The sequence below is a fragment of the Bacillus cereus group sp. BfR-BA-01441 genome, from assembly GCF_022663075.1.
GTDB lineage: Bacteria > Bacillota > Bacilli > Bacillales > Bacillaceae_G > Bacillus_A > Bacillus_A cereus.
The window spans coordinates 33,332-48,357 of sequence record NZ_JAKUEU010000013.1 but is presented as its reverse complement, the minus strand read 5'-3'; the positions used below and the strand labels follow the sequence as shown (position 1 = coordinate 48,357).

Genomic DNA, 15,026 nt, shown 5'->3' with positions numbered 1-15,026 from the left:
CTATAAACTTATTTATAGGGAGATGAAAAGAAAAATGGGACGTAATGTCCCATTTTTCATCCTTTTGTACCTCCAGCTGTTAAACCAGAAATAAAGTATTTTTGTAGTGATAGGAATAAAATTGAAATTGGGATCGCAATTAACACAGAACCCGCTGCAAACGTTGTAAATTCATTACCGAATTTCTTCGCAACCATTTCATATAATCCAACTGCTAAAGTATAATTTTCTGGTGTTCGCAAAATAATACTCGCTAAAATGAAATCTGTAAATGGACCAATGAAAGTAAATAACGCTACAACCGCTACGATTGGCTTTGCAAGTGGCATAATGATTTGCCAAAAAATACGAAAATGCCCTGCTCCATCCATTCGAGCTGATTCATCTAGTTCTTTCGGAATCGTATCAAAATACCCTTTCATAAGCCATGTATTCATCGGAATAGCCCCGCCTACATAAATTAAAATTAATGCAAGGTGTGTATCAATTAATCCTGTTAATTGAGCTAATACGTATAAAGCAATTAACGCTGCAAAGTTTGGAATCATTTGCAGAATTAAAAATGTTAATAAACCATTTTTTCTTCCAACAAAACGATATCTCGAAAATGCATAAGCAGTAAAGCTAATTGCTAACACTGAGAAAATCATCGTTAAAACACTTACTTTTAATGTGTTTTTATACCATAGTAAGTAATTACTATTCTCTAGATCTAATAACTTACGATAATGATCTAACGTTGCATTTTGTGGAATAATACTTGATCCAGATAAACTATCACCCGGATTAAACGATGAGCCAATAATCCATAATAACGGATAGAAAATGATGGCACACATTACGAAAATAACTAAATAACTTAATGAGAGACGTAACATCTTCTGTCTTTTAATATTCATTTACATCATATCCTCTTCTTGGAATGATTTTGTTCTCTTAAATTGCCATAACGCAACTGTAATAACGATTAACGATAATATCATTGTAAGAGCTGCTGCTTTTCCATACTGCGCTGAAGTCATCGTTAACTTATAAATCCATGAAATTAAAATATCCGTTCCACCTGCGTCTTGTCCAGCTACAGCAGGACCTCCACCGTTAAATAGATAGATGATACTAAAGTTATTAAAGTTAAACGTATATTGCGTAATTAATATTGGTGCTGTTGCATATAACACAAGTGGCAATGTAATTTTGCGAAACTGTTGCCAAGCTGTCGCTCCATCTACTGTAGCCGCTTCATATAATTCTCCCGGAATCGATTGCAGTATACCTGTTGTCATCGCAAAGATAAACGGGAACCCAAGCCACGTTTGAATCATAATTAAAGCAATCTTCGCCCAAAATGGATCTGTCATCCAAGCAATCTTTTCAATTCCGAATAAAGCTAATACTTGATTGTTAATCGCTCCGAATGTTTCATTAAACATACCAGAGAAAACAAGAATAGATACGAATGCTGGAACCGCCCACGGTAAAATGAAGATTGTTCGAATAATCGCCTTTCCTTTAATACCGGGCTGATTTACGATAATCGCTAAGAAAATACCAAGTGCAACTTGTAATGTTGTTGCAACGAATGTCCAAATGACAGTCCAAGAGAATACACTTACAAATGTCTCTCTCCACATCGGTAAAGTGAAAATATCAATAAAGTTTTTAAAGCCCACCCAATCTACTAATTTAGCTGGAGGAGAATGATATAAATCATAGTTTGTAAATCCAATTAAAATTACGAAGATGATTGGAAATACGACCACAAAGATAAGTAGTAGAAAACCTGGTGAAACCATTAAATAAGGAAAACCTTGATCTAACAAATTACGGTATTGCTCTTTTACAGAATTTAACGGTGTTCCGATATCACGTTTCTTTCCATTTTGGTATGCATCGTATAAGTTAAATGCATATATGCCGAGCCCAAAAGCGATAACGATAAGGGCCAAGATTCCTTCTACTAATAGAAAGACAGAATGGTCACGCGGAACTTCTGTACCAAGCGTTACAATACCCCATAATCCCATATTTAATAAATCAGCAAAGGCTACAATAAATGAACCTGTTAATACTAGAAAAATAAGACCTTTTACAAATTGTTTATTATACATTTGGCCCACGCCTGGAATGATTGATAACATGGTTGCCATTTTTCTATGCTTTGAATGGTTTAACCCATTTGCTGGTTCCATAGATGTTTGCATGTTCCTTCCCCCTTTTTTCTTCCTACATGGAAGGGAGAGAATTCGTGCCTCTCATATTCGAGGCACGAATTTCACCTTATTTTTTCTTGTTATGATTTGCCTCAATATTACCTTTAATTTGTTTCACTGCACTATCAAGCGCCGCTTTTGGTGCCTCTTTATCTGTAACAACTAATTGAAGCGCATCTCCAGCTGGTTTCCAAACTTCTTGCATTTCTGGAATGTTTGGCATTGGAATTCCATTTTCAGATTGCGTTGCAACTGCTTTTGCAGCTTCGTTATCTTTAATAATTGGATCTTCCATTACTGATTTTACTGGAGGAATTTCTTTTGTTTTCTCAAATCGAATTTTTGCGTTTTCTTCATTTGTTACCCACTCAGTGAATTTTGTAGCTAAATCATTTTGTTTAGAGAAACTTGTTACATGCCATCCTTTAACCCCAACAAACGTTTTCATTGGTTGACCATTTGGTAATTTCGGCATTGGAGCAACGCCATAATCAATCCCGTTCTTTTCCATTGCTTGGAACGCCCATGGGCCATTCATGATAGAAGCTGCTTTTCCTTCATTGAATAGTCCATCAGCAGCAGGCCCACCTGATTCACCGATAATACCTTTTGGGAATAATTTTTCCTTGTACCATTTTTGAAGATATTCAGCACCTTGTACTGCTCCGCTAGTATTTAATCCAACATCACTTGCATTTGGCTTTCCATCTTTTTCACCAAATACATAACCGCCCATACCTGCCATGAATGCATTAGCAAAGTAGAAATTATCTCCTAATGCTAAAAATCCGTACTTGCCATCTTTCGTAAACTCTTTTGAGAAGTTAAACAGCTCGTCCATCGTTTCTGGCGCTTTTGGCATTAGTTTTTTATTGTAAATAAAGACTGGTGTCTCAATTGCTTTTGGTAAACCATATAATTTTCCATTATATGTCTGTGCTTCTATTGATGAATTAGTAAATTTACTCTTTACAGCATCATCTGCTTTCACTTCAGAAAGTAAACCTTCTGTTACTGCATTTCCGATTTGATCGTGTGGCAATGTTACAACATCTGGTCCAGTCCCCGCTGGCCCATCAAGGCGTAACTTCTTCACTTGATCTGTCATTTGCATTTCAACAACTTTTACTTTTACTTTATATTTTTCCTCAAAGCTTTTCACTGCTGGTTCTAAACCAACACCTTTTTTATCATCTTCCCAAACAAGAAGATCATAGTCTTTTTTCGCTTTACTTTCCTCTTTTTTCCCTGAATCTTTCGGTCCACATGCAGATAACATACCAATAGATAATGCCGAAACCGTTAATAATGATAATGCTTTCTTCATCCCAAAAACCTCCCTAAATTGTCTATGTACCTCAGTAACTGAAAACGTTTGCATTTAATAGTTTAATTGAAGCGCAAACAATATCTCAAGTCTATGAAAACGTTTGCGCTATTTGTCTATCATTATACATTCTTTTATTCATTTTGCAAATATTAATTTAAAAATTATGTCATTATACTCTTTATACATTGACTTTATATGAAATGAATACTACTCTTATAAGCAATATTAAAGCTACGAGAAAGGCAATCGTTTGCAATATAGGCTTTATTATTACACTTAAGGGAATACTATGTATAGAGATATTGAAGGGGGATTTTCTATATGTTTAAAGAAGCTATTTATCATAGGCCGAAAGATAATTATGCATACGCTTATGATGAACAAACAATTCACATCCGAGTACGTACTAAGAGAGATGATATTCAAAGCGCCGATCTTATTTACGGTGATCCTTACGAATGGAAAGACGGGAAATGGATATCAGCAAGTACACCCATGAAAAAAACGGGTTCTACTGCATTATTTGATTATTGGTCCATTTCAATCGAACCAAAATTTAAGCGCTTACGTTATGGGTTTGAATTAAAATCTGAAACAGACACTCTTATTTATGCAGAGCGAGGATTCTTTTCTAGCATTCCAAATGATGATGTTGGTAACTTTTTCTGTTTTCCATTTATTCATGCAGATGATGTATTCAAAGCACCATCTTGGATTAAAGACACCATTTGGTATCAGATTTTCCCTGAGCGATTCGCTAATGGCGATAGTACGCTGAATCCAGAAAACACCCTTCCTTGGGGAAGTGCGAATCCAACTCCAACTAATTTTTTCGGCGGAGATTTTTCTGGTGTTATTCAAAACCTTGATTACCTTGTTAAGCTTGGCATTTCCGGAATATATTTCACACCTATTTTCAAAGCTCATTCAAACCATAAATATGACACAATTGACTATATGGAAATTGACCCACAATTTGGGACGAAAGAAACTTTTAAAGAGCTCGTTGAAGAATGTCATAAGCACGGTATAAAAGTAATGCTCGATGCTGTGTTTAATCATAGTGGATACTTTTTCGAGAAATTTCAAGACGTACTAGAGAATGGTGAGAAGTCCGCATATAAAGAGTGGTTCCACATTCATGAATTTCCGATTATAACCGAACCACTTCCAAATTATGATACTTTCGCCTTTACACCGTATATGCCTAAATTAAATACAGCTCATCCAGATGTAAAAGAATACTTACTTGAAGTAGGACGTTATTGGGTACGAGAATTCAATATAGATGGCTGGCGCCTTGATGTCGCCAATGAAGTCGATCACAACTTTTGGAGAGAATTCCGAACTGAAATAAAGACACTAAATCCTGAAGTATATATTTTGGGAGAAATTTGGCACGATGCCCTTCCGTGGCTACAAGGCGATCAATTTGATGCTGTCATGAGCTATCCTGTTACAAACGCTCTACTTTCTTACTTTGCTAACGATTCCATTAAAGCAAGTGAATTCATGAAGCAAATTACAGAATCTCTACATTCCTACTCTATGAATGTAAATGAAGCAGCCTTTCATTTATTAGATAGCCATGATACTCCAAGAATTTTAACAACATGCAACGGAGATAAAAATAAGTTGAAATTGCTCTATGTATTCCATCTTTCTTTCATCGGCTCTCCTTGTATTTATTACGGAGATGAAATTGGTATGGATGGCGGCATGGACCCTGATTGCCGTAAATGTATGATTTGGGATACTAAAGAACAAGATCATGCATTATTTACCCATATACAAACATTGATTTTATTACGGAAACAACATAAAGCATTTGGAGGACATGGTACTTTTCAATTCATCGAAGCAAATGATGAACATAATTATATTTCTTATACGAAAACATATGAGGATGAAACTATCTTTTTCGTTTTAAACCCTACTAATAGTGAAGTTACAGTTTCACTCCCTCTTCATGTTACTGGTAAGAAAATAATTAACATTTATACAAACGAAGAATTTTCAGCAGAAGCAAGTGTATTACAAGTTACACTTCCTCCATATGGATTCTCCATATTAAAATGGTAATCCAAAAAAGCCTTATGCCAAGTTTGAAGTGGCATAAGGCTTTTTCTTATTTCAATTTGAACACTATCGCTTCATACGGACGTAATGGAATGTTATCTATTGATCCGATTTCTACATCGTAATTGTGTATAAATAACTCTGATTCACTATAACTAATATCCTTAGGCATTTCAAATACACTTTCATCCGCAGTAAAGTTTGCAATAACAAGTAGTTTTTCATCTCCATATGTTCTTACATAAGCAAAAATAGAAGGGTCATTATCTAATATTAAATCATATGATCCATACACAACTATTTCATTATTTTTGCGTAGTTCAATTAATTTCTTATAGTAATAAAAAATTGAACCTTCATCTTGGATTGCTTGTTTCACATTAATCTCTTTATAGTTAGGATTTACAGTAATCCAAGGTTCACCTTTTGTAAATCCAGCGTGATTCTGATCATTCCACTGCATCGGAGTTCTAGCATTATCACGACCCTTTATATAAATAGATTCCATTACTTTTTCTATATCTTCACCATGGTCTATCACTTTTTCTTTATACATATTTAACGTTTCAATATCTCGATATTCATCAATTGACTCAAATCGGACGTTCGTCATTCCGATTTCCTCTCCTTGATAAATATATGGCGTTCCTTTCATCATATGAAGAACTGTCGCTAACATTTTTGCTGATTCAATGCGATACATTCCATCATTACCAAAACGAGATACAACGCGAGGCTGATCATGATTATTCCAATAAAGGCTATTCCATCCGGTATGCTCTAATGCTTTTTGCCACTTTGTTAAATTCTCTTTTAAAGTAAGAAGTGAGCATGGTTTTACATCCCACTTTCCACCTTCTCCTGAATCTAAATCCATATGTTCAAATTGGAATACCATTTGCAATTCTTTTCGTTCTTCTCCAGTATACAATTTCGCTTCTTCTGTCGTTACACCAGGCATTTCACCAACCGTCATAATATCATAATGCGATAATACTTCCTCATTCATTTCATGTAAATATTTATGAATGTTTGGACCGTTCATAAAATGCTTATGACCTGAAACATACCCCTCTGCTTCTGTTTCAACAGCTGGTAATCCCTCTTCTTTAGAAATAAAATTAATAACATCCATACGGAAACCATCAATTCCTTTTTCTAACCAAAACTTCATCATTTCATAAACATCTTGTCTTACCTTTTCATTATCCCAATTTAAATCTGGCTGTTTTTTAGAAAACAGATGTAAATAATATTCATCTGTCATTTCATCATACTGCCATGCAGATCCACTAAAAGCAGCTCCCCAGTTGTTCGGTTCTTTTCCTTCTTTTCCAGGGCGCCATATATAGTAATCTCTATATTTATTATCTTTTGATTTACGTGATTCAATAAACCAATTATGTTCATCAGATGTATGATTAACAACTAAATCCATCATCAATTTCATATTACGTTCATGCATTTCATGTAATAGCTCATCCCAATCTTCCATTGTTCCGAACTCGTTCATAATTTTACAATAATCGCTTATATCATAACCATTATCATCATTTGGAGATTCATAGACTGGTGATAACCAAATCACATCAATCCCTAACTCTTTTAAGTAATCTAGCTTTGAAATAATCCCTTGAAGATCTCCTATACCATCACCATTACTATCCATAAAGCTACGAGGATAAATTTGATATACTACACTTTCTTTCCACCATTGTTTTTCCATTATGCTACCCCATTTCATTCATCATTCATTTTTCTCTTTTTTAAGGTGCAAACGTTTTCATTAATGAATGATAACAGATTCTATCTCAATTTAAAATAGCGCTTACAATTTTTATTGTTCTTTTTCTAAGAAAACATATGAAAACCACTAATAAATCTCCAATAAATGAAAACGTTTTATTTTTTTATTTATTTTTTGAATCTATTCGTTTATAATGAACTCAAAGAAAACGTTTGCATAATTATTTCTAGGGGGAAATACCATGGCAGAACTTAAATTAGAAAACATTTATAAAATATATGATAATAACGTAACAGCTGTAACTGATTTTAATTTACACATTCAAGATAAAGAATTTATTGTATTTGTCGGTCCTTCTGGATGCGGAAAATCTACAACATTACGAATGGTAGCTGGACTTGAAGATATTTCAAAAGGCGAGTTTTCAATTGATGGTAAACTAATGAATGATGTTCCTCCAAAAGATCGAGATATCGCTATGGTATTCCAAAACTACGCTCTTTATCCACATATGAGTGTATATGATAATATGGCATTTGGATTAAAACTTCGAAAAATACCAAAAGATGAAATCGATCGTCGTGTGAAAGATGCAGCAAAAATTTTAGGACTTGAACAATATTTAGATAGAAAACCGAAAGCATTATCAGGTGGACAGCGCCAACGTGTTGCTTTAGGTAGAGCAATCGTTCGAGATGCAAAAGTTTTCTTAATGGATGAACCATTATCAAACTTAGATGCTAAACTCCGTGTTGCAATGCGCTCAGAAATTTCTAAGCTACATCATCGTCTTGGAACAACAACAATTTATGTAACACATGATCAAACAGAAGCAATGACTATGGCTTCGCGTCTTGTCGTTATGAAGGATGGAAAAATCCAACAAATTGGAACTCCAAAAGAAGTATATGAAACACCAGAAAACATTTTCGTGGGTGGATTTATCGGCTCACCAGCTATGAACTTCTTCCGTGGTAAATTGACTGAAACCGATTTCGTTATAGACAATACTATAAAAATTAAAGTATCTGAAGGAAAAATGAAGATGCTACGTGAACAAGGCTATGTAAATAAGGAAATTGTTTTAGGTATTCGTCCAGAGGACATTCATGATGAACTACTATTTTTAGAAGCTTCACAATCTACTGCCTTCACAACAAAAATTGAAGTCGCTGAGTTATTAGGTGCTGAATCCATTTTATATATGAAACTTGGGAATCAAGATTTTGCGGCACGTGTAGATGCAAGACATACGTTTTCACCTGGTGACCAAATTAAATTAGCATTTGATATGAATAAAGCGCATTTCTTTGATAACCAAACTGAACAACGTATTCGCTAAAAAATTTATCTTTACTATACACATATAAAAAACCGTCCACATATATTGAGGGCGGTTTTCATTATTATACTAGGGCTTCTACTGTATGAAATGATTGTCCTTTCGTGCCAATAATACCGAAAATCGGTAAATCACTAAGCACCACTTCTTCTTGCTGTTTCATAAAAGATGACGTTAATTGTTTTATCTCTATCCAAACGTCATTAATACAAAGTACATTGGAATCGTTCTCTTGTTGGCGAGAAAAAATAGAATCTATTTTATATAAACCAGCATTTTGAAAAAGCATGTCAATGCGACTGAATGCATTCAAAGTAATGCTAATAACGCGTTGCCAATCTCCTTGCTTTTCCATATCATAGAATACAAAAAGGGCTTCTCCGCCTAGATTCGTAATTTCCTCCACTGTTGCTTGTCCACTCTCTTGATCAATGTCCGTTACAATAACTTTTGCGCCTTGTTTAGCCAACAAAAGAGCTGTATTACGTCCAATACCGATGCCACCGCCAGTTACGATAGCAACTTTTCCTGCAAGCTTCATTTTCATTACCCCTTCTATAAGTCTTACCGTCATTCAGTATACTCCTTTATGAGATTATTCTGCAAGCAAGAAAAATTGCCATTCGATTTGTAAACGTTTACTTTTTATCCTTCTTTTTTCTTACTCTTACGCTGATCAAGAACTAGACCGATAAAAATAAGAATGCCCCAAAAAATTATGCTACCTCCTGTCATCTCAACTTCCCCCTTATTATATAAAGTAAAACTTTAATCAGCCCCAAATGGTGAGATAAAGATATTATTTTTAATCATTATACCATTATCTTAATTTTCAATCTATTATAAATAGAAATGACACATTTTAGCTTTTCCTTACTGTAAATATTCACAATATACTTATAAAATAAAAAAAGACCCTTTTATATATAAAAGGGTCTTTTTTTATTTTATTATACAAGACTTATTATTTTCGTCTTTGTAATTAAGTCCTGAAAACCGCAATTGTCTTTGCGGAACAACATCATATATACGTTACATATTAATGGAATTCCTAATAGCAATACGTTCGGTAATAACACTACAAAAAATCTTATAATTAATGTTTGCAACGTTAGCTTTTCACTCTTCAATGAAATTAATTTTATTCTCGTTACCTTTTTGCCAAGTGTAACACCGTTCCAAATAAAGGGTAATACAATAAAATATATCGCCATTAATATGAAAACTACTGCGAAATCATATCTAAAATCACCTAAGCTTATATTAAAGCGCTTAAACATAGCACTATAGTTTCCGGTCATAATAGCTACTACTGCACCATACATAACCGAGATTAAAAACATGTCAATTAGGGAAGCACCTATGCGATTCATTACAAGCGCTGGACGATGCATCTTTAACTTCATTTTATGTCGACTCCTTCATATCCTTCTTTACCCGTCTCATCGTACCACTTCTAAAAAACATTGTAAACTAGCGTTTCTCTTACTTTTCTTGTACAATTTGTTACAATAGCATTATAAAGGAGGTTCCCATATTGAAAAAATGGATAATCCTATTCGTCGCCTTCCTATTAACTGGTTGTGCAGGAAACACAAGTCACTTAACTTATACGGTTAACGATGAATACGAACTCATACGTACTTCTGGAAATGCATTTGAACTTTTCCCCTCGCAAGATGCTGTATATGCCACACAATACATCCCTGCAAAAATTACAGACATTGCTTGGGATGATAAATACATTATTGCAAAACAAACTGAGGAAAAATCAGATCCAAATAACCCTGACGCAGCAATTGCAAATAAAAAAAGTGAACATTATTGGATTATTGATGTAAAGCACAATAAACGTTTCGGTCCCTACAATGAAAAGCAATTTAATGAACAAAAAGATGCGTTTAAAATTAAGGTGCCTTTTCAAAATGTAGATTCATACATAAAAGAAATAAAAAAACAGTCAGCATAATATTTGTATGCTGACTGTTTTGTCTTACATTATTTTAGTGAGATGTTAAACGTTTGTGGCTCTTTTACAACATCTTGTGTTTCTGAATCTCCTGCAAGTAAATCATCAGTTGTAAACTGAATATCCTTTACCTTGTCTTTTCCATCGTCAAGTATTAAACCAATAATACCATCTCTTATTTCACCAGGCTTATAGTCTTCTCTTGATACATTTTTTGTACCAACTAACGTATCTTCGTCATATAAAAAGTTTTGAGTGGCTACTTTAAAATGTTGCTTACCATTAATCATAACATCATTCATAGAGAAAAATTGCATATTTTTATTTCCGCTATTCTCCACTTTATATGTAATCTCAACGTAACGAATTGTATTACTAATCTCTGTTCCACTTAGCGATGCATATAATTCTGCATCTTCTTGGCTTACTTTATCCCCTAATCTACGTTTTACTTCTTCAGGAGTTAGTGCCGTGTATACTTTCAATGTATTTTTTGCCTTTTCACTCATTTGTGATAAAGAGATTACTTTCACATCTTGTACGTGAATTTTCATTGGCGCTACTTCAAATGTTTGATTCACAGAATGCATCTGCTCTAACTTGAAAGTACCCCATCCTGTTTCTTTCACTTTTTGTCCTACTTTTTTCAGCTCACGCCCACCATATTCTTTCGTTTCAGGAATAGATTCTTTCTTCTTCGGTTCAGCTTTCTTTTCTTCTTGATGGAAGCAACCACTTAACATAAGAAGAAAACTACATAAAACAAAAATACTTTTCCATGCTTTCATCATTTCATTTCTCCTAACGCTATCATTCATGAATATAAAATTAGTCCCTTGCTTTGTAAACTATAGAAACAATGACAATTCCACAAAATGAACTTGTCAGTCCAGATACTATTATACCTCCAATTTGGAAAATATGAAAATAGGGGTCTAGGAACGCATGCACGATAAATATAAAAGCTGTCACAATGATTATCGAAACCCAATACTTTCTTTTTTCTAAAGCTACAATCATATCTTTCCCTGTTTCATCTTTATACTTCCATAGTACGTATAATAGCAATAATAAGCCAACACATGTACTCCCATGTTGCATATATTTATACAATGGAATACTGTGTAATTCAATTTGTAACAATGCTATTTTCATAACGAAATAGCCTGTATTATGAGTAAATGCATCCCAAACGACATGCGTGAGCATACCGAATAATGCAGAATAGCAAAATACAAAGAATTCTTTCCAGGTATGTAGCCCCCACCTCTCATCTATTGCATATGAATAATAACCAGCAAACGGTTTAGGCAAATGCGTTATAAACGGCTTTTTTAAAATGTAATGATATATGTATGCGATTAGAAATACAAGCGGTAAATTTAAATATAAGAACCCAAGCCACGTATGCCCAATAACACCATACGGTCTAAAGTGTAAAAAATATTCAAAGTCAGGCGCCATACTACCTAATATAAGAGCCGTTACTGACATATATTTAGAATGCTTTTTCGCAAAAGGAAGAACTGCTGCTGGATGTGCAAATGTAAACGGCATACTTTAACTCCTTCTCACATTTTCAGTAGAATACCATATATCATAACGAGAGAATGGATCTTCATGCAATATTTATTTTCACATTGGAATATGATAGTTTAAATGATATAATCCACATAAAATATTCAGAAAATAAGGAAGGGATTCAGGTGTCATTAACACTTGTATTTGCTGCTTTTTTAGAATTAAAATCCGTTATGAATTGAGGTTTATATATTGATTGACGTACCCTTTTTACAAAATGTCACATTAAAAAAAGAAAATATCCCTAGTTTTTCCGCATATCCTTACTGCTTACCCGCTATCCGAACATTACAATCACTAGCTTTCCATCCAAATGTAACATTCATTATTGGAGAAAACGGAACGGGTAAATCAACATTACTTGAAGGAATTGCAATTGCGTTAGGTTTTAATGCAGAAGGTGGAACGAAAAATTTCCGCTTTAGCACAAACGATTCACATTCATCTTTACATGAATACCTTCGAATTTCAAAAAGTTTCAATACACCAAACGACGGTTTCTTTCTTCGCGCTGAATCTTTTTATAACGTTGCTTCTTATATTGATGAAATGGATGCTGATCCAGAAGCACGCGGAAATCCAGTTATTGATTCATATGGTGGTGTCTCACTTCACAAACAATCACACGGTGAATCATTCTTTTCCTTATTTATGAATCGTTTTTCAGGACAAGGTTTATACATTTTAGATGAGCCTGAGGCCGCTCTATCACCAATGAGACAACTTTCCATGCTCATTCGAATGCATGAACTAGCGGAACAAGGTTCACAATTTGTTATTGCGACGCATTCTCCTATTTTAATGGCTTACCCTGAATCTACTATATACTCTTTAACACAAGAGGGGATTCACGAATCCACATTAGAAGAAACCGAGCATTACCAAACAACGAAACTTTTCTTTGAAAATCGTGATCGATTATTTCATCATCTATTTGAGTCATAAAAAAAGAAGCAGCAATAGCTGCTTCTTTTTTATAGTGCTTCTATAAATAAGGCAACCCCGATACCGCCACCGACGCATAAAGAGGCAATTCCTTTTTCTAACCCACGTCTTTTTAATTCGTGAATTAAACTTACCGTAATACGAGCCCCTGTACAACCAATTGGATGCCCAAGTCCTACGCCACTACCGTTTACGTTCACTTTTTCACGGTCTAAACCTAACTCTTTCTCTACAGCTAAATATTGAGCCGCGAAAGCTTCATTAATTTCAAGTAAATCTGCATCTTCTAATGACCAATCCACTTTTTCTAAACCTTTACGAATTGCTGGTGCTGGTCCAATACCCATAATTTTCGGGTCTACTCCAGCTACTGAATATCCAACAATTCTAGCTAACGGTTGTAAGCCTTTTTCTTTTGCTTTTTCTTCGCTCATTAATACTAGAACTGCACTTCCGTCATTCAGGCCAGATGCATTACCTGCAGTTACAGACCCATCTTTACGGAATGCTGGTTTTAACCCTGCTAATTTTTCCGCTGTAATATCTGCACGTGGATGCTCATCCTTCGAAAATACTACTTCTTTTCTACGTTCTTTTATTGTAATAGGAACAATTTGATCGTCAAAGTGTCCAGACTCGATTGCCTTCAGTGCCAATGTATGACTGCGAAGAGCAACTTCATCTTGTTCCTCTCTTGTAATTTCATATTGTTCAACTAAATTTTCCGCTGTTTCACCCATCATAATATGGTGAATCGGATCTTCTAACACTTCCCACACCGTATCACGAATTTCTCCGTGCTGTAGACGTTGTCCCCAGCGGTGCTGTTTCAATGCATAAGGGCTCGAACTCATCGCTTCTACTCCACCTGCAACAACAACATCACTTACACCTAATTGGATTTGCATTGCAGCTGACATAATTGCTTGCATACCTGAAGAACATTGACGTTGGATTGTATATCCCGTAACTGTGTCAGGAAATCCTGCCGCTAATGCAGCTGTTCTCGCCGTATTTGCTTCATCAGTTCTTTGAATACAATGACCTAAAATTACTTCATCAACTTCATGTGGTTCTACCCCGCCTCGTTTTACAGCTTCCTGAAGTACAGGAACAGCTAATTCTACTGGCGTTACATTTTTTAGCGCTCCTCCAAAAGTTCCAATTGGCGAACGAACTGCAGCTGTAATAACAACATTATGCATTTTGTACTTGCCCCTCTCTTATGTACCCTAGTCAGTTTTTAGGTGAAATTCCATAAGATGTATATCTACAACTATCATACTATAAACATACTAAAAAATCAAAATATTTAATATAATAAAAATAGAAGGAATTAACCTTCTATTCTGTCAGTGCATATAAAAACTTTTGTAAAATTTTCTCTGTCGTTTCATTCAATTTTGGCAACTTATCTACTGGAAAATATTGAAGTTTCAACCCTTCATGATCGAGCTTTAATTCCCCGCTCACATGATGTGCCTGATACAGATGAATGACATTGAAAATTTCATCGCCATTCGGATAACGGAAATATACTTCTTTTCCTGATAGAACACCAAGAAATTGCATTATTTTTGCAGTTAACCCCGTTTCCTCAAATAACTCTCTACGTGCCGTTTCTTCTGTCGTTTCACCCAGTTCCATCGCCCCGCCAGGTACACCCCAATCATATGTATCTGAACGATATTGAAGCAATACTTCTTGATTATCATTTAATATAATGATTGCTGATCCTACGAGAATAAGCGGTCTTGTACCAACGACTTTTCGTAACTCTTCAATATACCCCATATGTAAATTCCCCTTTCCCTAACCTCCCT

The 15,026-nt window shown here is 34.8% G+C and carries 15 protein-coding genes; 4 read left to right on the top strand and 11 right to left on the bottom strand.

Translation table 11 applies throughout. The annotated features are described in order from the left end of the window. Positions 1 to 56: 56 nt before the first annotated feature. The 3 genes from malD to MR107_RS08360 all read right to left on the bottom strand — a co-directional run bounded on the left by malD (position 57) and on the right by MR107_RS08360 (position 3,537). A complete protein-coding gene (gene malD / locus MR107_RS08370; RefSeq protein ID WP_001022608.1) occupies positions 57 to 899 on the bottom strand; it encodes a maltosaccharide ABC transporter permease MalD in 843 nt (280 codons plus the stop codon). Continuing rightward, entirely contained in the window at positions 900 to 2,201 is a 1,302-nt protein-coding gene (malC, locus tag MR107_RS08365; RefSeq protein ID WP_001194993.1) for a maltosaccharide ABC transporter permease MalC, read from the bottom strand. Between the two features lie 76 nt (positions 2,202 to 2,277). Then, a complete protein-coding gene (locus MR107_RS08360) occupies positions 2,278 to 3,537 on the bottom strand; it encodes an extracellular solute-binding protein (protein ID WP_242292237.1) in 1,260 nt (419 codons plus the stop codon). 324 nt (positions 3,538 to 3,861) lie between these two features. Here MR107_RS08360 and MR107_RS08355 point away from each other — a divergent pair, with 324 nt between their 5' ends. Then, positions 3,862 to 5,622, top strand: a complete 1,761-nt coding sequence (locus tag MR107_RS08355; RefSeq protein WP_000471782.1) for an alpha-glycosidase — start codon at positions 3,862 to 3,864, stop codon at positions 5,620 to 5,622. Positions 5,623 to 5,668: 46 nt separating this feature from the next. Here MR107_RS08355 and malL read toward each other — a convergent pair whose 3' ends face one another. Beyond that, a complete protein-coding gene (gene malL, locus MR107_RS08350; RefSeq protein WP_086403785.1) occupies positions 5,669 to 7,345 on the bottom strand; it encodes an oligo-1,6-glucosidase in 1,677 nt (558 codons plus the stop codon). Positions 7,346 to 7,607: 262 nt separating this feature from the next. Between malL and MR107_RS08345 the strand changes: the two genes are divergently transcribed. Next, on the top strand, positions 7,608 to 8,708 hold the full coding sequence (locus MR107_RS08345; protein ID WP_000818931.1) for an ABC transporter ATP-binding protein: 1,101 nt from the start codon (positions 7,608 to 7,610) through the stop codon (positions 8,706 to 8,708). Positions 8,709 to 8,772: 64 nt separating this feature from the next. Here MR107_RS08345 and MR107_RS08340 read toward each other — a convergent pair whose 3' ends face one another. The 3 genes from MR107_RS08340 to MR107_RS08330 all read right to left on the bottom strand — a co-directional run bounded on the left by MR107_RS08340 (position 8,773) and on the right by MR107_RS08330 (position 10,114). Further along, on the bottom strand, positions 8,773 to 9,282 hold the full coding sequence (locus MR107_RS08340) for an SDR family NAD(P)-dependent oxidoreductase (protein WP_000218413.1): 510 nt from the start codon (positions 9,280 to 9,282) through the stop codon (positions 8,773 to 8,775). A gap of 71 nt (positions 9,283 to 9,353) precedes the next feature. Then, a complete protein-coding gene (locus MR107_RS08335; protein WP_000145638.1) occupies positions 9,354 to 9,443 on the bottom strand; it encodes a hypothetical protein in 90 nt (29 codons plus the stop codon). A gap of 215 nt (positions 9,444 to 9,658) precedes the next feature. Then, positions 9,659 to 10,114, bottom strand: coding sequence for an RDD family protein (locus MR107_RS08330; protein ID WP_000769080.1), 456 nt, complete (start codon positions 10,112 to 10,114; stop codon positions 9,659 to 9,661). 131 nt (positions 10,115 to 10,245) lie between these two features. Between MR107_RS08330 and MR107_RS08325 the strand changes: the two genes are divergently transcribed. Beyond that, positions 10,246 to 10,677: a DUF3997 domain-containing protein gene (locus MR107_RS08325; RefSeq protein ID WP_000758789.1), complete on the top strand. Its 432-nt coding sequence runs from the start codon at positions 10,246 to 10,248 to the stop codon at positions 10,675 to 10,677. Between the two features lie 29 nt (positions 10,678 to 10,706). On the opposite strand, the gene MR107_RS08320 is transcribed toward MR107_RS08325, so the two are convergent. After that, the gene (locus MR107_RS08320) at positions 10,707 to 11,468 is read right to left on the bottom strand and encodes a hypothetical protein (protein ID WP_000973899.1); all 762 of its coding nucleotides are present in this window, start codon (positions 11,466 to 11,468) and stop codon (positions 10,707 to 10,709) included. 37 nt (positions 11,469 to 11,505) lie between these two features. Continuing rightward, complete coding sequence (locus tag MR107_RS08315; protein WP_242292236.1) at positions 11,506 to 12,234, bottom strand: DUF4184 family protein; 729 nt, start codon at positions 12,232 to 12,234, stop codon at positions 11,506 to 11,508. Between the two features lie 216 nt (positions 12,235 to 12,450). Here MR107_RS08315 and MR107_RS08310 point away from each other — a divergent pair, with 216 nt between their 5' ends. Beyond that, positions 12,451 to 13,203 (top strand): AAA family ATPase, encoded by a 753-nt coding sequence (locus MR107_RS08310; RefSeq protein ID WP_088114594.1) that lies wholly within the window; start codon positions 12,451 to 12,453, stop codon positions 13,201 to 13,203. Positions 13,204 to 13,232: 29 nt separating this feature from the next. Here MR107_RS08310 and MR107_RS08305 read toward each other — a convergent pair whose 3' ends face one another. Together MR107_RS08305 and MR107_RS08300 are read right to left on the bottom strand one after the other, a co-directional pair. Continuing rightward, entirely contained in the window at positions 13,233 to 14,408 is a 1,176-nt protein-coding gene (locus MR107_RS08305; protein ID WP_000552075.1) for an acetyl-CoA C-acetyltransferase, read from the bottom strand. Positions 14,409 to 14,547: 139 nt separating this feature from the next. Next, the gene (locus tag MR107_RS08300; RefSeq protein ID WP_000540529.1) at positions 14,548 to 14,997 is read right to left on the bottom strand and encodes an NUDIX hydrolase; all 450 of its coding nucleotides are present in this window, start codon (positions 14,995 to 14,997) and stop codon (positions 14,548 to 14,550) included. Positions 14,998 to 15,026: the final 29 nt, after the last annotated feature.

Coding starts and splice junctions, on each gene's coding strand:
- MR107_RS08345 (WP_000818931.1), top strand. CDS start 7,608: ATGGCAGAACTTAAATTAGAAAACATTTATAAAATATATGATAATAAC.
- MR107_RS08355 (WP_000471782.1), top strand. CDS start 3,862: ATGTTTAAAGAAGCTATTTATCATAGGCCGAAAGATAATTATGCATAC.
- malC (WP_001194993.1), bottom strand. CDS start 2,201: ATGCAAACATCTATGGAACCAGCAAATGGGTTAAACCATTCAAAGCAT.
- MR107_RS08335 (WP_000145638.1), bottom strand. CDS start 9,443: ATGACAGGAGGTAGCATAATTTTTTGGGGCATTCTTATTTTTATCGGT.
- MR107_RS08305 (WP_000552075.1), bottom strand. CDS start 14,408: ATGCATAATGTTGTTATTACAGCTGCAGTTCGTTCGCCAATTGGAACT.
- MR107_RS08320 (WP_000973899.1), bottom strand. CDS start 11,468: ATGATGAAAGCATGGAAAAGTATTTTTGTTTTATGTAGTTTTCTTCTT.
- MR107_RS08360 (WP_242292237.1), bottom strand. CDS start 3,537: ATGAAGAAAGCATTATCATTATTAACGGTTTCGGCATTATCTATTGGT.
- malL (WP_086403785.1), bottom strand. CDS start 7,345: ATGGAAAAACAATGGTGGAAAGAAAGTGTAGTATATCAAATTTATCCT.
- malD (WP_001022608.1), bottom strand. CDS start 899: ATGAATATTAAAAGACAGAAGATGTTACGTCTCTCATTAAGTTATTTA.
- MR107_RS08315 (WP_242292236.1), bottom strand. CDS start 12,234: ATGCCGTTTACATTTGCACATCCAGCAGCAGTTCTTCCTTTTGCGAAA.
- MR107_RS08330 (WP_000769080.1), bottom strand. CDS start 10,114: ATGAAGTTAAAGATGCATCGTCCAGCGCTTGTAATGAATCGCATAGGT.
- MR107_RS08300 (WP_000540529.1), bottom strand. CDS start 14,997: ATGGGGTATATTGAAGAGTTACGAAAAGTCGTTGGTACAAGACCGCTT.
- MR107_RS08340 (WP_000218413.1), bottom strand. CDS start 9,282: ATGACGGTAAGACTTATAGAAGGGGTAATGAAAATGAAGCTTGCAGGA.